The organism is Parasphingorhabdus pacifica, from assembly GCF_054779195.1.
The window spans coordinates 453,503-470,318 of the sequence record NZ_BAAGYS010000002.1 but is presented as its reverse complement, the minus strand read 5'-3'; the positions used below and the strand labels follow the sequence as shown (position 1 = coordinate 470,318).

The window sequence follows — 16,816 nt, the reverse complement described above, 5'->3', positions numbered from 1 at the left end:
GCGGAGCTGACGATCTCGTCGGACGAGATCCGCAGTGCGATCGAGAAGTACGTCTCCAGCTACTCCCCGGAGGTCAGCCGCGAGGAGGTCGGGGTCGTCACCGATACCGGTGACGGCATCGCCCATGTCGAGGGCCTGCCTTCGGCTATGACGGAGGAGCTGCTGGAATTCCCTGGCGGCATCTACGGCGTCGCGATGAACCTGGAAGCGCAGGAGATCGGTGCGGTCATCCTGGGCGACTCCTCCCAGATCGAGGAGGGCCAGGAAGTCAAGCGGACCGGCAAGGTGCTGTCGGTTCCGGTGGGTGACGACTTCCTCGGTCGTGTCGTGAACCCGATGGGCGAGGCCATCGACGGTCTCGGCGACATCACTGCCGAAGAGCAGCGCGCACTCGAGCTGCAGGCCGCCACGGTCGTGCAGCGACAGGGCGTGAGCGAGCCGATGCAGACCGGCATCAAGGCGATCGACTCGATGACCCCCATCGGCCGGGGGCAGCGGCAGCTGCTCATCGGTGACCGCAAGACCGGTAAGACCACGGTCGCGGTCGACACGATCATCAACCAGAAAGAGAACTGGGAGAGCGGCGACCCGAGCAAGCAGGTTCGCTGCGTCTACGTCGCAGTCGGCCAGAAGGGCTCCACGATCGCCGGCGTGAAGAAGTCGCTGGAAGAGGCCGGCGCGATGGAGTACACCACCATCGTGGCCGCTCCGGCGTCGGATTCGCCCGGTCTGAAGTGGCTGGCTCCTTACGCGGGCTCGGCCCTCGGCCAGCACTGGATGTACCAGGGCAAGCACGTTCTGATCGTCTTCGACGACTTGACCAAGCAGGCCGAGGCCTACCGGGCGCTCTCGCTGCTGCTGCGTCGTCCCCCGGGCCGCGAGGCTTACCCGGGTGACGTTTTCTACCTGCACTCCCGCCTGCTGGAGCGCTGCGCGAAGCTCTCCGACGAGATGGGGGCCGGATCGATGACGGGTCTGCCGATCATCGAGACCAAGGCCAACGACGTGTCGGCGTACATCCCGACCAACGTCATCTCCATCACCGACGGTCAGTGCTTCCTGCAGTCCGACCTGTTCAACTCGGGGCAGCGTCCGGCCATCGACGTCGGTATCTCGGTGTCCCGTGTCGGTGGTTCCGCGCAGATCAAGGCGATGAAGAAGGTCACCGGTTCGCTGAAGATCGACCTGGCGCAGTTCCGTGAGCTGGAGGCGTTCTCCGCCTTCGCTTCGGACCTGGACGCGGCGTCGAAGGCCCAGCTCGACCGCGGTGCTCGTCTGATGGAGATCCTCAAGCAGGGTCAGGGCGAGCCGATGCCGGTGGAGGAAGAGGTCGTGTCGCTGTTCCTGGGAACCCAGGGGCACATGGACACCGTCCCGGTCGAGGACGTACGTCGCTTTGAGTCCGAGTTCCTGGCGTACCTGCGCCGGACCAAGGAAACCGTTCTCAAGGACATCGTCGAGACCAAGCAGCTCTCCGACGACGGCACCAAGAACGTGGTTGAGGCGGTGGAGGAGTTCAAGAAGCAGTTCACCGCTTCTGACGGTTCCTCGGCTGCGCCCGCCGAAGAGCAGACCGAAGCACTTGATGCCGAGGCAGTCGGGCAGGCGACCGTGAAGGTCAACAAGCCCGACCCGAAGAAGTGACCGGATAGCCATGGCTCAACTTCGAGAACTTCGAGACCGCATCCGGTCGGTCAAGTCGACCCGGAAGATCACCAAGGCGCAGGAGCTCATTGCTACCTCGCGCATCATGAAGGCCCAGGCCAGGGTGGAGGCGTCTCGTCCGTACGCGGAGGAGATCACCTCGGCGCTGTCCGAGCTCGCAGGGGTGAGTTCGCTCGATCACCCGTTGTTGTCCGAGCGGAGCAATCCGAAGCGTGCTGGAGTGCTGGTGGTGACCAGTGACCGCGGCTTCTGCGGCGGTTACAACGCCAACGTGCTTCGCGCGGCCGATGAGCTGCAGACTCTGCTGCGCGAGCAGGGCAAGGACCCGGTGCTCTACGTCATCGGCCGAAAGGGCGAGGCGTACTACCGGTTCCGCGGGCGGCAGATCGCCCAGTCGTGGGCCGGCTTCTCCGACCGTCCCGACTACGTCCACGCGGCGGACGTCGGCGAGACCCTGGTCAAGGCATTCCTGGCGGGCGCCGATGACTACCTCGACGACGGCGGTTCGGACGGTACCCTCGGGGTGGATGAGCTACACATGGTGAACACCGAGTTCGTCTCGATGCTCACCCAGAAGCCCACCGTCACGCGGGTGGCACCGTTGGAGGTCGAGTACGAACCTTCCACCAAGCCGCGTTCGATGTACGAGTTCGAGCCCGACCCCGAGATCCTCTTCAAGGCGTTGCTGCCGAAGTACATCAACACTCGGTTGTTCGCGGCTCTGCTGGACTCGGCTGCTTCGGAACACGCCGCCCGGCGCACGGCGATGAAGTCCGCGACGGACAACGCGGACGAGATCATCGGCAACCTCAGCCGTGAGGCCAACCAGGCTCGCCAGGCCCAGATCACCCAGGAAATCAGCGAGATCGTCGGTGGTGTCGAGGCGCTCTCGTCAGCAGGAAGTGAGTGACATGACTGCTACTGCCACTAGCACGGCTACTGGCACCGGTCGCGTCGTCCGGGTTCTCGGCCCGGTCGTGGACGTTGAGTTCCCACGCGACCAGGTGCCGGACCTGAACAACGCCTTGACCGCGGAGATCACCTCCGAGGCGATGGCCAAGACTTTGACGCTGGAGGTCGCCCAGCACCTGGGTGACAGCGTGGTCCGCACCATTTCCATGCAGCCCACCCAGGGGCTGATCCGTGGAGCCGAGGTGGCCGACTCGGGTGCGGGTATTTCCGTCCCCGTCGGCGATGTCGTCAAGGGCCACGTGTTCAACGCGCTGGGTCACTGCCTCGACGAGCCCGGCTACGGCTCGGATGCCGAGCGTTGGTCCATCCACCGCAAGGCTCCTGCCTTCGACCAGCTCGAGGGCAAGACCGAGGTGCTCGAGACGGGCATCAAGGTGATCGACCTGCTCACCCCGTACGTTCAGGGCGGCAAGATCGGCCTGTTCGGTGGTGCCGGTGTCGGCAAGACGGTCCTCATTCAGGAGATGATCCGTCGTGTCGCCAAGAACTTCGGTGGTACCTCGGTGTTCGCCGGTGTCGGTGAACGTACCCGTGAGGGCAACGACCTCTGGGTGGAGATGGCGGAGTCCGGCGTGCTCGCCGACACCGCGCTGGTCTTCGGTCAGATGGATGAGCCGCCGGGCACCCGTATGCGGGTGGCGCTGTCCGCGTTGACGATGGCGGAGTACTTCCGCGACGTCGCCAACAAGGACGTGCTGCTGTTCATCGACAACATCTTCCGGTTCACCCAGGCCGGTCAGGAGGTGTCGACCCTGCTGGGCCGGATGCCTTCCGCGGTGGGTTACCAGCCGACGCTGGCCGACGAGATGGGCGAGCTGCAGGAGCGGATCACCTCGACGCGGGGTAACTCGATTACCTCGATGCAGGCGATCTACGTGCCGGCGGACGACTACACCGACCCGGCGCCGGCGACGACCTTCGCCCACCTGGACGCGACGACGGAGCTTTCCCGGCCGATTTCGCAGAAGGGTATTTACCCGGCGGTGGACCCGCTGACCTCGAGCTCCACCATCCTCGACCCGGCGATCGTCGGCGAGGAGCACTACCGGGTGGCGCAGGCAGTGAAGCGGATCCTCCAGAAGTACAAGGAGCTGCAGGACATCATCGCCATTCTGGGTATGGACGAACTGTCCGAAGAGGACAAGGTGACGGTGGCTCGTGCTCGCCGCATCGAGCGCTACCTGTCGCAGAACTTCTTCGTCGCCAAGCAGTTCACCGGCCAGGAGGGGTCCTTCGTGTCGACGAAGGAGACCATCGAGGCCTTCGACAAGCTCTGCAAGGGCGACTTCGACCACTACCCGGAGCAGGCGTTCCTGTCCATCGGTGGTCTGGAGGACCTGGAGCAGGCGTACAAGAAGCTCAGCGAAAAGTGAGTATCGGGTCTCGCCCGGGCCGTTGAGGTCGTGGTGGCACCCAACACTGCAGGGGGTCGGGGTCCGTTGCGGGCTCCGACCCCTTTTTTCGGTGCAGTGAGAGCAAGGGAACTTTTGATTCAGGGTTGGAAGTAAGGTTCCCTTGCTTCCAACCCTCCCGGGCCGGGACCCGTCGAGCCTGGCCGGGCAAGATCGCCCTGCAGGCATTGGCTAGACTGCGGGCACACACCCGACAAAGGAGACGCGCGTGGCCAACATGTCCGTCCAACTGGTCGCCGTCGAGCGCCGTCTGTGGTCTGGTGAAGCGACCGCCGTAGTCGCCCAGACGACCGAGGGCGAGATCGGACTTTTGCCTGGGCACGAACCGATGCTCGGGCAGCTCATTGAGGGCGGGATCGTCAAGATCACGACCCCGGAGAAGGAGATCGTCGTCGCTGCTGTGCACGGTGGCTTCCTCTCGGTTACCGCCGATGGTGTGAGCGTGTTGGCGGAGTCCGCCGAGCTCGCTCAGGAGATCGATGTGACCCAGGCCCGGGCTGATGCCGAACGTGGTGATGAGCAGGAGAGGGCCAGGGCTCAGAGTCGACTTCGGGCGGCCGGGCACTCGTCCTGACAGGCTGCGTTCATGGGCTCCCCCGTCGTGTGGTTAGTGGTAGGCACAGTTGCGGTGCTGTTGTTGGCGTCGCTGGCTGTCTGGCTGCTGGCTTGGCGGCGGATGCGGGAGCTGAGAGCTGGTGGGATCGATGTGGCTCTTCGGGTCAAGCAGGATGACCGTGGCCGCGGTTGGCACCTCGGCGTGGCGCACTATCAGGGTGAAGTGTTCGCCTGGTACCGGGTGTTGAGCTTGCGGTCCGGTCCCAACTGCGTGCTCGACCGGGGTGAGGTCGAGATCAGGTCCCGACGCGATCCGTCGACGGCCGAGGTTTATTCGATGCCGCCCGGCGCGACCGTTCTTGAGCTGTCCAGCGCCGAGCACCGCCTCGAACTGGCGATGGGCGCGGATGCGCTGACGGGTTTCCTGTCCTGGTTGGAGTCGACGCCGCCGGGCAAGTCGGTGCCTCGGGCATCGTGAGCATGGTGTGGTGAGTTGTGTGAGGTCGGGGCCCGTTCGGGCCCCGACTTTTTCATGTGAGAGCAAGGGAACCTTTCTTCCACTCGTGGAAGAAAGGTTCCCTTGCTCATGACGGGGGCGAGTGGGGGCGCAAGCACGACGAGGGTCGTCGCTCAGTGACGGTACCGGTGGAGGTGTGAACGGATCGGCGTATTCGTTGCGGGAGCTGGAGTTCAACCGGCGGAGGCGTGACACTGGGAGGGTGACTGAGACTTCTTCCGAGCGATCGCTGACGATCGAACCTGAGGATATTGACAGCCCGGACGCTCGATATGCGTTGCAGCAGTATGTGGCGGAGCTGGATGGGCGTTTCCCGGGCGGCTTTGACACGTCGAAGGCGGCGCCTCCTGAGCAGGGGGACTTCGTCCCTCCTGCCGGGGTGTTCCTGGTGGTTCGAGCTGAGGGTGTCGTTGCCGGGTGTGGTGCGCTGCGGTCAGCCGGTCCCGGCGTCGGCGAGATTCGCAGGATGTGGATAGCGCCCGAGGCCCGCGGGAGGGGTGCTGGCCGGCTGTTGCTGCGTGAGCTGGAGTCACATGCTCGGAGTTATGGTTTCCGCAGTCTCGTGCTGGACACTGCGGATGAATTGGGAGAAGCGAGATCACTTTATGCTTCGGCGGGCTACTTGGAGGTTCCGGCTTACAACGACAATGCCTATGCCAAGCACTGGTTCGAGAAAGTGCTGGACTGACAGTCGGCGTTCCTGAGTAAGCTGGGACCGTGCGGATTGAGATCGTGGCGTACGAGCATCCGGAAGCGCAGCGTTTGGTCGAGAAGGTTCAGCAGGAGTATGTGGTCCGCTACGGCGAGTCGGACATCACTCCTGTGCGTGCGGAGGAGTTTTCGACCCCGCGGGGTTTGTTCTTGCTCGGCTACCTCGATGGTGAGGCGGTCGCGTCCGGTGGCTGGCGGATTCGGGATGGCGACGAGCCGGGGTTCGAGAACGGTGACGTCGAGCTGAAGCGGATGTATGTCGTCCCGGAAGCGCGCGGACGCGGATTGTCCCGGGTGATGCTCGCTGAACTGGAAGCTGCGGCCGCACGCGCGGGATGCAGCAGGATTCTGTTGGAAACCGGGACGCGTCAGCCGGAGGCGATCGCCCTGTACCGCTCGTCCGGTTATGTGGAAATCGCGAAGTTCGGTGCTTATCAGGACGACCCGGAGAGCACCTGTTTCGCCAAGTGGATTTGAACGAACGGGCCCGTAAGTGAGCCCGTTCAGATCGGTCAGGCGTTGCCTGCCGGCTTCCAGAGCACATCACCTTCGGGGTTGGCGACGCGCGAGAGGATGAACAACAGGTCGGAGAGCCGGTTGAGGTACTTCGCGGGGAGGACGTGGGTGCGTTCGGAATCGGCTTCGAGCAACGCCCACGCGGATCGTTCGGCGCGGCGAGCCACGCACCTGGCCTGATGGAGGAGAGCTCCGCCGGCGGTTCCTCCTGGCAGGATGAACGATTCGAGTTTGCCGACGCGGGCGTTGTACTCGTCGCACCAGTTCTCGAGTCGCTCGATGTAGTTGGGGGTCACCCGCAGCGGCGGATACTTCGGGTTCTCGGCGATCGGGGTGGACAGGTCGGCGCCCACGTCGAACAGGTCGTTTTGAACTGACCGGAGGAGTTCGACGATGGCGGGCTCGAACGACGCGGTTGCCAGTGCGACGCCGAGGACCGCGTTCGTCTCGTCGACGTCGGCGTAAGCGGTCAGGCGCGGGTCCGTCTTGGATACCTCGGAGTTGTCGGACAGTCGCGTCGTGCCGCTGTCGCCTGCCCGTGTGTAGATCTTCGTGAGGTGGACTGCCATGTGCCCAGCCTATGTGGTCGGGGCGTGGTGGGGGACCGCCCGACCGGAAGTGTTGGAGCAAGGGAACTTTTCGCGCAGATGTGACAGGAAGGTTCCCTTGCTCCAACGGTAGCGGGGGTAGCGGATGGCACTCGCAGCGTCGTACCCGGTCAGCTCTGGTTGTGGGGAGGGCCGTAACCTGGCTGCTCGTGAGTGAGCACTTCCGTGTCCACGGCGGCGCGAGGCTGCATGGCGAGGTCGATGTCGTCGGTGCCAAGAACAGCGTGCTGAAGCTGATGGCTGCTGCACTGCTGGCAGAAGGCACGACGACGATCACGAACTGCCCGGAGATTCTGGACGTTCCGTTGATGGGGGACGTACTGCGCAGCCTGGGCTGCGAGGTGGTCGTCGAGGGTTCGACGGCGTGGATCACGACACCCGCGGAGATCAGCCACGAGGCGAATTCCGCGTCGATGGGCAAGCTGCGTGCGTCGGTGTGCGTGTTGGGACCGTTGGTGGCTCGTTGCCGCCGTGCGGTCGTGACGTTGCCGGGTGGCGACGCGATCGGCTCTCGACCGTTGGACATGCATCAGAACGGGTTGCGTCAGCTCGGGGCGAGCAGCCGAATCGAGCACGGTGCGGTGGTTGCCGAGGCCGAGGAACTCGAGGGCGCGCAGATCTGGCTGGATTTCCCCAGCGTGGGCGCTACCGAGAACATTCTGATGGCGTCGGTGCTGGCAGAGGGCACCACGGTGATCGACAATTCGGCTCGCGAGCCGGAGATCGTAGATCTGTGCGTGATGTTGCAGCAGATGGGTGCCAAGATCGAGGGCGCTGGTACGTCCACGCTGACGGTGCACGGCGTGAGTTCACTCAAGGCCGTCGAGCACAGGGTGATCGGCGACCGCATCGTCGGGGCGACCTGGGCGTTCGCCGCGGCTGCTACTCAGGGCGACATCACGGTCCGCGGGGTTGATCCGCACCACGTGAACCTCGTGTTGGAGAAGTTGCGCAGGGCGGGTGCCGAGATCACCAGCGGGGACGAGAGCTTCCGCGTCAAGATGGATGCCCGGCCGTTGGCCGTGGATTACGTGACGTTGCCGTTCCCCGGGTTTCCAACGGATCTGCAGCCCATGGCGTTGGCCTTGTCGGCCGTCGCGGACGGCACGTCCATGATTACCGAGAACTTGTTCGAATCGCGGTTCCGTTTCATCGAGGAGCTCGTGCGGATGGGTGCGGATGCCCGCACCGATGGGCATCACGCTGTGGTGCGTGGTTTGCCGAGCCTTTCGAGCGCTCCGGTGTGGGCTTCGGACATCCGGGCCGGGGTGGGGCTGGTCTTGGCTGCGTTGTGCTCCGACGGTGTCACCGAGGTGTGGGACATCTTCCACATCGATCGGGGATACCCGAGTTTCGTCGAGAATCTCCTCGGGCTGGGTGCCCACATCGAACGCGTGAGCGACTAGGTTCGCTTCGGACCCGCCTACCGTCGGCTGCTGATCGCTTTCCCAACTGTAGGCACGCAGTGCTGTTTCCGCTCGCGTTGTGCCGTTGACTGGCGTACACCTACGTGAAGTGACCCGGGACATGCGGTGGGGGTGTCTCAGGCGCTTTCTGTCGGTGGACGAGGGGGGCCGTTTTCGTGTGTGCGGTCGGTCTGGGCAGACGAAGTTTTCTGCGGTTCGTCGGTTGCGGCGCGGTCGTGTTGGGTGCGGGGTGCTCTCGGGTCGACCTTGGTGCCGAGCGAGGTGGGGGCGACCTCCTGCGGGAGTTGCGGGAGCGGGGGCAAGTCCGGGTCGGATTCGCCAACGAGTCTCCCTACGGGTTCATCAATGCAGATGCGGAACTCACCGGCGAATCACCCGAACTGGCGAGAGTGATCTTTCGTCGGCTCGGGGTGGAGCGAATGGTGCCGATCCCGTCGGAGTTCGGTGCGTTGATATCCGGTCTCAAAGTGGGTTTGTTCGATGTGATCGGAGCTGGGATGGCGGTGAAGCCGAGCCGCTGCCGCGAGGTGTTGTTCACCAATCCCGAGTACAACGCACCTGCGGCGTTCCTGGTGCCGCAGGGCAACCCGTACGGGGTGCACACGTTCGACGATGTGGCTGCCCAACCGGATTTCCGGCTGGGTGTCCTGATCGGAGCTGTCGAAGCCGACTACGCCGAAGGTTCCGGGGTTCCCGGTGATCGCATCACCCCGTACGCGGACCAGCCCAGTGGATTCGACGCGGTTCTGACCGGCCGCGTCGACGGTTTCGCCCTGACGACGATCTCGTTGAAGGACGCGCTGTCGAAGCGTCCCGGCGCCCCGTTGGAGATCACCGAGGGGTTTGTGCCGATGGTTGACGGTGAGCCGCAGTACAACGCCGGTGCGTTCGCTTTCCTGCCGGATCAGCAGAACATCGTCAACGAGTTCAACCGGGTATTGGCGGAGTTGAAGGCCGAGGGCGAGTTGCTGCCGATTCTGGCTCCGTTCGGTTTCTCGCAGGAGGAGATGACCAATCTGACCGCTGCTGAGCTGTGCAGGGCCCCGGCTTTGTGAGGTGGGTATGTCCGCGGCGTTGATCGGCAGACTTCTCGACGGTGCGTTGTTCACGCTGTATCTGACGTTGGGGGGTGCTGCGCTGGGGCTGGTGTTCGCGTTCGCGGCGGGTTTGGCACGCGGTGCCGAGTCGCGGGTACTGCGCGCCATCGGTTTCGTCTACATCGAGTTCTTCCGCGGCGCTGCGGTCATCGTGCTGGCGTTTTGGTTCGTTTACGCGTTGCCGGCGTTGGGGTGGCAGTTGGCGCCGTTGTGGGCGGGGATTCTCGCGTTGGCGTTGAACATCGGTGCCTATGCCGCGGAAGTCGTGCGCGGGGCGATCAAGGCGGTCCCGACGGCCCAGCTGGAGGCCGCGACGGCGTTGAACTTCAGTCGTGGTCAGCGGATGTGGCGGATCGTTCTGCCGCAGGCGTTCGTGGCGATGGTGCCGCCGTTCACGAATAATCTGATCGAGCTGTTGAAGGCGTCCGCGGTGGTTTCGGTGGTGTCGATTCCGGAGTTGACGCTCAACGGTCAGCTCGTTCGCAACGGCACTCAGCAATCCGCCCTGGTGTTCGGTGGGCTGCTCGTGGGGTATGGCCTGATTTCGCTGGTGTTTCTCGCTTTGATGCGGATCGTTGAGTTTCGGGCGGCCGCGTCGGTGGGGCGGCAGCCGGAGCCGGGGATTTTCACGCGCATGTGGCGACACTCGGGGGCGCGGGCATGAACTGGGACTGGGACTACGCCGTTCGGATATTTCCGCAGTTGTTGGACGGTTTGTGGACAGCGCTCCAGGCCGCGGTGCTGGGTTACTTGTTGGCCTTGGTTCTGGGGTTGGTCATCGCTGTGCTGCGCCGCAGCAGTGTCCTCTGGATCAGTGTGCCGGTGGGTTTGGTCGTGGAGTTCGTCCGCTGCACACCGTTGATCGTGCAGCTCTTCTTCTTGTTTTTCGTGTTGCCCGAGGTCGGTATCCAGATGTCGCCGTTGCTGACCGGGGTGGTGGGGCTCGGTATCCACTACGCGACCTACATCGGTGAGGTGTACCGCGCGGGGATAGATGGCGTGCCCGCGGGGCAGTGGGAGGCGGCGACGGCGTTGAACCTGCCGATCCGGCGGGTGTGGACCGATGTGGTCTTGCCGCAGGCGATTCCGCGTTCGATTCCGGCGCTGGGCAACTATCTGATCGCGCTGTTCAAGGATGTTCCGCAGCTGGTCGCGATCACGGTGTTGGAGCCGTTCACGGTGGCGCGGGAGATCAGTGCGGAGTCGTTCCGGCCGTTCGAGGCGATCACCATGGCCGGATTGCTGTATCTGGCCGTGGCCTTGTTCATGGCGTATGCGGGGCGGTTGGTCGAGCGGCGGTTCGGGACGGTCCGGGCGGTGTGAGTCGTCGAGTCGCGGGGTGCCGGGTGTCGTGATCGGAGGAACGGATGACGGAGGAAGCGGGTTCGTCGACGAAGGACGGTGGCGACGAGTTCGTCAGGTTCGATGACATCACCAAGCGGTTCGGCAGCAATGTCGTGTTGGATGATCTGTCGTTCACGGTGGGTTTTGGTGAGCGGGTGACGTTGATCGGGCCGAGTGGTTCCGGTAAGACCACGATCCTGCGCATGCTGATGACGTTGACCAGGCCGGATTCGGGCACGATCAAGCTCGGCGACGATTACCTGTTCCATCAGGAGCGGAATGGTCGGTTGGTGGCGGCCGACGAGGCGCACGTGCGGCGGGTGCGGCGGCGGATCACGATGGTTTTCCAGCAGTTCAATCTGTTCCCGAACATGCGGGTGTTGCGCAATGTGACCGAGGCGCCGGTTCATGTGTTGGGCAAGTCGAAGGAAGAGGCGGCGGGGCGCGCCGAGGAATTGCTGGACATGGTCGGTTTGCGGGACAAGCTCGAGTCGTATCCGTCGCAGTTGTCGGGTGGCCAGCAGCAGCGGGTGGCGATCGCGCGTGCGTTGGCGATGGATCCGGACGTGTTGTTGCTGGACGAGATCACTTCGGCGTTGGATCCGGAATTGGCCGCCGGGGTGCTCGATGTGCTGCGCGAGGTCGTCAAGTCGAGCGGCATCACGATGCTGTGCGTGACGCATGCGATGGCGTTCGCCAAGGACGTGTCGAACCACGTGTTGATGTTCGACGGTGGAAAGATCATCGAACGGAAACCGCCTGCGGAGTTGTTCGATTCTCCGGAGCACGAACGCACCCAGTCGTTCCTTCGTTCGGTGCTCAACGAGATGTGAGCGCGTAGCTTTCTAGGCACCGTCGATGGCGACGCGGACCCCAATGGCGACAAGGACGCCGCCGGTCACGCGTTCGAGGGTCAGTATGACTCGCCGACGGTTCAACATCCTGCGCATGCCGCCGACCAGCCAGGAGGTGGTTCGCCACCACACCAGCGCCACAGCGAGAAACGTCAGCGTGAGCATGATCGAGGTGGCTACGCGAGGTTCGCCGGGAGAGATGAACTGGGGCAGCAGGGTGAGGAACAGCAGGACGATCTTGGGGTTGAGCAGGTTGCTCAGCAGACCTTGTCGGAACGCTGTCAGCCGAGTGAGCCCCGGATGGGGTGTTCGGTCCGCGGTGGGCGTTGTCGCCGCAGGTGGTTGATTCCGGTCGCGCCAGCTCTTCCACAAGGTGTTCACGCCGAGCCACACGAGATAGCAGGCCCCGCCGAGCTTGACGGCGGTGTAGGCGGTCGCGGAGGCGGCCAGCAGTGCTGACAGTCCGATGATCGAGGCCGCTGCGTGCACGAGCAACCCGGTGCAGCATCCGAGTCCGGTCCACCACATGGCGGTCGTCCCGCCGCGCAGACTGTTGCGCAGGCCGAGGGCGATGTCCGGGCCGGGAATGATCGTCAGCAGGATGACGAACAGCAGGAACGGCACCAGTTGTGCGGGCACCGCACCAGGTTAGGGGAGTTCTCGGCCGCTTGTCAGGAGTTTGATTCGGGTTTTCGGCCCACGGCGGCGTAGCAGACCGAACGTTCTGGGAACTCACCGATGTCCTCTTGCGAATCGGGTCGGCATTCGGGGGTGAAGACGATTCCGGGATCGAGCACTTCGAACCCGGCAAGCAGTTCGCGCAACTGGTGCCGGTCGCGGAGCCTGACGGGTTCGGAGGTCTTCTCGTAGAGGTCGGCCAGGGCGCTGACTTCGGAGTGTTCGGCGCCGGTCCCGTGCGAGAGCGCGAGGTAGCTGCCGGGGGCGACCAGTTTCCGGTAGCGGTCGAGCAGGTTCGCCAGTTCGTGGTCGTCGGTGACGAAGTGCAGCATCGAGAGCATGAGAATTCCGACTGGTTCTTTCGGGTCGATCAGCGCGGCGAGTTCCGGCGTGTTCAGCAGTTGGTCCGGTGCGCGCAGGTCGCCTTGGACGATGGTGGCGTTCGGGTTGTCCTGCAGGACGAGTTGGCTGTGGGCGATCGCGATCGCCTCGTTGTCGACGTAGACGACGCGGGATTCGGGTGCGATCTGCTGGGCGATTTCGTGCACCGCTCCCACGGTCGGGATGCCGGAGCCGATGTCGAGGAACTGCCGGATGCCCTGGTCTGCGTAGAACCGTACGACGCGCTGGAGGAACAGCCGGTTCAGTCGGGCGTATTCGCGGATGCCCGGGAAGGTCTCCAGCGCTTGGCGGGCGAACTCGCGGTCGACGGCGAAGTTGGAGGACCCGCCGAGGAAGTAGTCGTAAACCCGTGCGTCGCTGGGACGTTCGAGGTTTGCCCGGACTGGTTGCCAACTGGGACGACTGTGCAACGTGAACCTCGCTGTCCGTTCCCCCGATGCGCCCTTTCGTGTTGTTGATCTTCCTTGGCCGTGGCGTGCAAGCCAAGTTCTACGGAGAACTTTCACGTGTTTCGCTCGTGGAGGAGGAGCCGCGCGTACGCTGCGACCGACTGTGCATCGGTGACCACCTCCTCGCTGATCATCCGCTCGAACTCGGCCCGATGGAACCATCCGGCCCGCATGTCCTGCTCCTCCGGCTCGCGCCCGTGCTCGCCGGCAGCCAGCTCGGTCGCCAAGAACACCCGCCCGCGCTGGCTGGACATGCCCGCCGCGACGTCCAGCAGCCCCAGGTCGGTCATGCGGCCGGCCCGCAGACCGGTTTCCTCGCGCAGCTCTCTGGCGGCCAGTTCATCGGCCGCGACCTCGGCACGGTCCGGTGCCGTGCCCTGCGGAAATTCCCATCGGCGGAGGCCTAGTGGATAGCGGAACTGCTCGACGAGATGCAGATGGTCGCCGTCGAGCGGTATGACGAGTGCGTAGTCGGGCTTGTCCACCACGCCGAAAACGCCGCCGGAACCGTCGGTGCGTTCGATGGTGTCTTCCCGGACCGTCATCCACGCGTTCGCGTAAACCTCGCGGCTGCTCGTTTGTCGCATTCGCACATCGTGCCTGAGCGTGCCGTCACGAAGCGGTGCGAGCAAGGGAACATTCCTGCCACATGTGAAAGGAATGTTCCCTTGCTCGCACGGCGACCCCGGTTGCACGGCGAGGGGTGTTCGAGTTCTGGATCGATGCCCGTACCCTGTGCCGGGTGCGACTCGTCATTGCCCGCTGCCAGGTTGACTACATCGGTCGTTTGACCGCGCATCTGCCCATGGCTCAGCGGCTGTTGCTGGTGAAGTCCGATGGTTCCGTGTCGGTGCATTCCGACGACCGCGCCTACAAACCGTTGAACTGGATGAGCCCGCCCTGCTGGCTCATCGAGGATCCGGGCGTGTGGACGGTGCAGAACAAGGCCGGTGAGAAGCTGGTGATCAGCATCGAAGAGGTGCTGCACGATTCGAAGCACGAGTTGGGGGCCGAGCCGGGCCTGGTCAAGGATGGCGTGGAGTCGCACCTCCAGGAATTGCTCGCTGCGCACGTGACTACGTTGGGTGAGGGTTGGTCACTGGTCCGGCGTGAATACCCCACCGCGATCGGGCCGGTCGACCTGATGTGCAGGGACGCCGCAGGCGGCAGTGTTGCGGTCGAGATCAAGCGCCGCGGTGAGATCGACGGCGTGGAGCAGTTGACGCGCTATCTGGAGCTGCTCAACCGCGATCCACTGTTGGCGCCGGTGTCGGGGATCTTCGCTGCCCAGCAGATCAAACCGCAGGCGCGGACGTTGGCCGAAGACCGCGGGATTCGGTGCGTGGTCTTGGATTACGAGCGGTTGCGGGGGATCGAGCCGGACGAGTTCCGACTGTTCTGAGTCGTTCTGCCTCGTACCGGCCGGGCCGGGGGCTCTGCGTTCGCTGTCGGCGAGTCCCAGCAGCGCCGGCGGCGTCGCAAGTCCCGGAAGCGCCGATAGCTCGAGAACGCCCGTAGAGCCGGCAGCGTCGAGAACGCCGGCAGCGTCGAGAACGCGGCAGCGTCGGATTGGCGTGGTTTTCCTCGTTCGCGGACGCTGTGACAACGCGCGGTTCCGACTGCTCGCTCGATGCCGCGTTGAGGTCGCAGCACGTTCGCAGTTGGCTTCGTGTTGAGTTGAGTGCGCATCGTTGAACGTGTCGCCGACGCGTCGACCGACCTCGTTCGCGGAATGGCCGTCGCCGCATGGCCGAGGCCGTTTCGGCTGTTCGGACGGATCGGGGCGCGTCGGCTGGTCTTCAAACCAACGAATTGGTATCGGTCCGAGGTGGCCCCTTCAGGTGTGCGGTACTGTCCGTCTGCTGTCGCCACGGTGGTGATTATCGTTTGAGTTTGTTGATTCGGGAGGTGGGGTAGCGTGGATGTGCTAGCCCAGGAACAGTTGCGGCTCGATGCGAGCGCGGTCGATTACGCGCTGCTCGGGCTCTACTTCGCGTTCGTGCTCGGCATCGGCTACCTCGCTCGCCGTTCGGTATCGACGAGCCTGGACTTCTTCCTGTCGGGTCGCTCGTTGCCTGCATGGGTGACGGGATTGGCGTTCATCGCGGCCAATCTCGGTGCCATCGAGATCATCGGCATGTCGGCGAACGGTGCCGAATACGGCATGCCGACCATGCACTATTTCTGGGTCGGCGCTGTTCCCGCGATGCTGTTCCTCGGCATCGTGATGATGCCGTTCTACTACGGCTCGAAGGTCCGCAGCGTTCCCGAATTCATGCTGCGCCGCTTCGGCAAACCCGCGCACCTGGTCAACGGCATCAGCTTCGCAGCGGCGCAGGTGCTCATCGCGGGCATCAACCTGTATCTGCTCGCCAGCATCGTCAACGTGCTGCTGGGCTGGCCGCTGTGGGTGTCGGTGTTGATCGCGGCGGCGATCGTGCTCAGCTACACCGCGCTCGGTGGCCTGTCCGCCGCGATCTACAACGAGGTCCTGCAGTTCTTCGTCATCGTGGCGGCCCTGCTGCCGCTGACGCTCGTGGGGCTGCACAAGGTCGGTGGTTGGAACGGCCTGGTCGAAAGGGTCACCAACAGCCCGGGCGGGGCCGGGCAGTTGTCCGCGTGGCCCGGTAATGAGTTGACCGGGTTTGCGAACAACTTCCTCAGCGCGTTCGGCATCGTTTTCGGTCTCGGATTCGTGCTCGCGTTCGGTTATTGGACGACGAACTTCGTCGAGGTCCAGCGCGCGATGGCGTCGAAGAGCATGTCCGCGGCGCAGCGCACGCCGATCATCGGCGCATTCCCGAAACTGCTGATCCCGTTCATCGTGATCATCCCCGGAATGATCGCCGCGGTCTCCGTCCCGGACTTGACCGCCTACAAGGTGAGCGGCGAGGGCAACGTCGACTACAACGACGCGATCCTGCTGCTCATGCGCGATCTGCTGCCCAACGGCATTCTCGGTATTGCGCTGGCGGGGCTGCTCGCTTCGTTCATGGCGGGTATGGCGGCGAACCTGAGTTCGTTCAACACGGTGTTCACCTACGACATCTGGCAGTCCTACATCGTCAAGGACCGGCCGGACAGCTATTACCTGCAGATGGGCCGTTGGGTGACGGTCGGTGCGACCGTGGGCGCTGTCGGGACCGCCTTCATCGCGGCGGGCTACTCGAACCTGATGGACTATCTGCAGCAGCTGTTCTCGTTCTTCAACGCACCGCTGTTCGCCACGTTCATTCTGGGCATGTTCTGGAAGCGCATGACGCCGACAGCCGGTTGGCTGGGCCTCGTGCTGGGTACGGTCGCGGCGGTCACGGTCTTCGGCCTCGCCGAAACCGGGGTGTTGGACCTGCCGGGTCAGGGCGCGAGCTTCGTCGGTGCCGGTGCGGCGTTCGTGGTCGACATCGTGGTCAGCGTCGCGATCAGCATGGTCACGCGGCCCAAGCCGGATTCCGAACTGGTCGGCCTGGTGTACTCGTTGACCCCGAAGGCGAGCAGGACGGCTTCGACCTCGGGCGAGGACGCGGGCTGGTACCGCAGGCCGGGGTTGATGGCCGGCATCGTCCTGGTGATCACCATCGCGCTCAACTTCATCTTCGGCTGATAGGAGGC

Annotated in this window: 17 protein-coding genes and 1 pseudogene; 14 read left to right on the top strand and 4 right to left on the bottom strand. The window is 64.2% G+C overall.

From position 1 onward, the window contains the following. Positions 1–6: 6 nt before the first annotated feature. The 7 genes and pseudogenes from atpA to ACYVAN_RS02145 form a co-directional block, all read left to right on the top strand. Positions 7–1,530, top strand: a pseudogene (atpA, locus tag ACYVAN_RS02175) (F0F1 ATP synthase subunit alpha); the annotation flags it as partial. A gap of 124 nt (positions 1,531–1,654) precedes the next feature. Beyond that, positions 1,655–2,575: a F0F1 ATP synthase subunit gamma gene (locus ACYVAN_RS02170; RefSeq protein WP_460955006.1), complete on the top strand. Its 921-nt coding sequence runs from the start codon at positions 1,655–1,657 to the stop codon at positions 2,573–2,575. Position 2,576: 1 nt separating this feature from the next. Next, a complete protein-coding gene (atpD, locus tag ACYVAN_RS02165) occupies positions 2,577–4,010 on the top strand; it encodes a F0F1 ATP synthase subunit beta (RefSeq protein ID WP_460955004.1) in 1,434 nt (477 codons plus the stop codon). 256 nt (positions 4,011–4,266) lie between these two features. Continuing rightward, on the top strand, positions 4,267–4,623 hold the full coding sequence (locus ACYVAN_RS02160; protein WP_460955269.1) for a F0F1 ATP synthase subunit epsilon: 357 nt from the start codon (positions 4,267–4,269) through the stop codon (positions 4,621–4,623). A 12-nt stretch (positions 4,624–4,635) separates the two neighbouring features. Further along, positions 4,636–5,082: a DUF2550 domain-containing protein gene (locus ACYVAN_RS02155; protein ID WP_460955002.1), complete on the top strand. Its 447-nt coding sequence runs from the start codon at positions 4,636–4,638 to the stop codon at positions 5,080–5,082. Between the two features lie 241 nt (positions 5,083–5,323). Further along, positions 5,324–5,809 carry a GNAT family N-acetyltransferase gene (locus ACYVAN_RS02150; RefSeq protein WP_460955000.1) on the top strand — a complete coding sequence of 162 codons (486 nt, stop codon included), beginning with the start codon at positions 5,324–5,326 and terminating at the stop codon, positions 5,807–5,809. A 29-nt stretch (positions 5,810–5,838) separates the two neighbouring features. Further along, on the top strand, positions 5,839–6,309 hold the full coding sequence (locus ACYVAN_RS02145; RefSeq protein ID WP_460954998.1) for a GNAT family N-acetyltransferase: 471 nt from the start codon (positions 5,839–5,841) through the stop codon (positions 6,307–6,309). A 35-nt stretch (positions 6,310–6,344) separates the two neighbouring features. On the opposite strand, the gene ACYVAN_RS02140 is transcribed toward ACYVAN_RS02145, so the two are convergent. Continuing rightward, entirely contained in the window at positions 6,345–6,917 is a 573-nt protein-coding gene (locus ACYVAN_RS02140; protein ID WP_460954996.1) for a cob(I)yrinic acid a,c-diamide adenosyltransferase, read from the bottom strand. Positions 6,918–7,105: 188 nt separating this feature from the next. On the opposite strand from ACYVAN_RS02140, the gene murA reads away from it, so the two are divergent. From murA to ehuA, 5 genes are all read left to right on the top strand, one after another. Then, entirely contained in the window at positions 7,106–8,362 is a 1,257-nt protein-coding gene (gene murA / locus ACYVAN_RS02135) for a UDP-N-acetylglucosamine 1-carboxyvinyltransferase (protein WP_460954994.1), read from the top strand. A 236-nt stretch (positions 8,363–8,598) separates the two neighbouring features. Continuing rightward, positions 8,599–9,438 carry an ectoine/hydroxyectoine ABC transporter substrate-binding protein EhuB gene (gene ehuB, locus ACYVAN_RS02130; RefSeq protein WP_460954992.1) on the top strand — a complete coding sequence of 280 codons (840 nt, stop codon included), beginning with the start codon at positions 8,599–8,601 and terminating at the stop codon, positions 9,436–9,438. 7 nt (positions 9,439–9,445) lie between these two features. Further along, positions 9,446–10,144, top strand: a complete 699-nt coding sequence (gene ehuC / locus ACYVAN_RS02125; protein WP_460954990.1) for an ectoine/hydroxyectoine ABC transporter permease subunit EhuC — start codon at positions 9,446–9,448, stop codon at positions 10,142–10,144. Beyond that, complete coding sequence (gene ehuD / locus ACYVAN_RS02120; protein ID WP_460954988.1) at positions 10,141–10,803, top strand: ectoine/hydroxyectoine ABC transporter permease subunit EhuD; 663 nt, start codon at positions 10,141–10,143, stop codon at positions 10,801–10,803. The genes ehuC and ehuD overlap by 4 nt, the downstream gene beginning before the upstream one ends. Positions 10,804–10,847: 44 nt before the next feature. Next, positions 10,848–11,657, top strand: coding sequence for an ectoine/hydroxyectoine ABC transporter ATP-binding protein EhuA (gene ehuA, locus ACYVAN_RS02115; protein WP_460954986.1), 810 nt, complete (start codon positions 10,848–10,850; stop codon positions 11,655–11,657). Between the two features lie 12 nt (positions 11,658–11,669). On the opposite strand, the gene ACYVAN_RS02110 is transcribed toward ehuA, so the two are convergent. The 3 genes from ACYVAN_RS02110 to ACYVAN_RS02100 all read right to left on the bottom strand — a co-directional run bounded on the left by ACYVAN_RS02110 (position 11,670) and on the right by ACYVAN_RS02100 (position 13,794). Then, positions 11,670–12,317 carry a LysE family translocator gene (locus ACYVAN_RS02110; RefSeq protein ID WP_460954984.1) on the bottom strand — a complete coding sequence of 216 codons (648 nt, stop codon included), beginning with the start codon at positions 12,315–12,317 and terminating at the stop codon, positions 11,670–11,672. Between the two features lie 32 nt (positions 12,318–12,349). Then, a complete protein-coding gene (locus ACYVAN_RS02105) occupies positions 12,350–13,168 on the bottom strand; it encodes an SAM-dependent methyltransferase (RefSeq protein ID WP_460954982.1) in 819 nt (272 codons plus the stop codon). 92 nt (positions 13,169–13,260) lie between these two features. Continuing rightward, positions 13,261–13,794, bottom strand: a complete 534-nt coding sequence (locus tag ACYVAN_RS02100; RefSeq protein ID WP_460954980.1) for an NUDIX domain-containing protein — start codon at positions 13,792–13,794, stop codon at positions 13,261–13,263. Positions 13,795–13,949: 155 nt separating this feature from the next. Between ACYVAN_RS02100 and nucS the strand changes: the two genes are divergently transcribed. Both nucS and ACYVAN_RS02090 read left to right on the top strand, forming a co-directional pair. Next, the gene (gene nucS / locus ACYVAN_RS02095; protein WP_460954978.1) at positions 13,950–14,609 is read left to right on the top strand and encodes an endonuclease NucS; all 660 of its coding nucleotides are present in this window, start codon (positions 13,950–13,952) and stop codon (positions 14,607–14,609) included. Positions 14,610–15,125: 516 nt separating this feature from the next. Continuing rightward, positions 15,126–16,808 carry a sodium:solute symporter family protein gene (locus tag ACYVAN_RS02090; protein WP_460954976.1) on the top strand — a complete coding sequence of 561 codons (1,683 nt, stop codon included), beginning with the start codon at positions 15,126–15,128 and terminating at the stop codon, positions 16,806–16,808. Positions 16,809–16,816 lie beyond the last annotated feature (8 nt).

What these genes read in the sequence shown, in the direction of transcription:
- ACYVAN_RS02170 (WP_460955006.1), top strand. Translation starts at nt 1,655, where the DNA reads ATGGCTCAACTTCGAGAACTTCGAGACCGCATCCGGTCGGTCAAGTCG.
- atpD (WP_460955004.1), top strand. Translation starts at nt 2,577, where the DNA reads ATGACTGCTACTGCCACTAGCACGGCTACTGGCACCGGTCGCGTCGTC.
- ACYVAN_RS02160 (WP_460955269.1), top strand. Translation starts at nt 4,267, where the DNA reads ATGTCCGTCCAACTGGTCGCCGTCGAGCGCCGTCTGTGGTCTGGTGAA.
- ACYVAN_RS02155 (WP_460955002.1), top strand. Translation starts at nt 4,636, where the DNA reads ATGGGCTCCCCCGTCGTGTGGTTAGTGGTAGGCACAGTTGCGGTGCTG.
- ACYVAN_RS02140 (WP_460954996.1), bottom strand. Translation starts at nt 6,917, where the DNA reads ATGGCAGTCCACCTCACGAAGATCTACACACGGGCAGGCGACAGCGGC.
- ehuC (WP_460954990.1), top strand. Translation starts at nt 9,446, where the DNA reads ATGTCCGCGGCGTTGATCGGCAGACTTCTCGACGGTGCGTTGTTCACG.
- ehuD (WP_460954988.1), top strand. Translation starts at nt 10,141, where the DNA reads ATGAACTGGGACTGGGACTACGCCGTTCGGATATTTCCGCAGTTGTTG.
- ehuA (WP_460954986.1), top strand. Translation starts at nt 10,848, where the DNA reads ATGACGGAGGAAGCGGGTTCGTCGACGAAGGACGGTGGCGACGAGTTC.
- ACYVAN_RS02100 (WP_460954980.1), bottom strand. Translation starts at nt 13,794, where the DNA reads ATGCGACAAACGAGCAGCCGCGAGGTTTACGCGAACGCGTGGATGACG.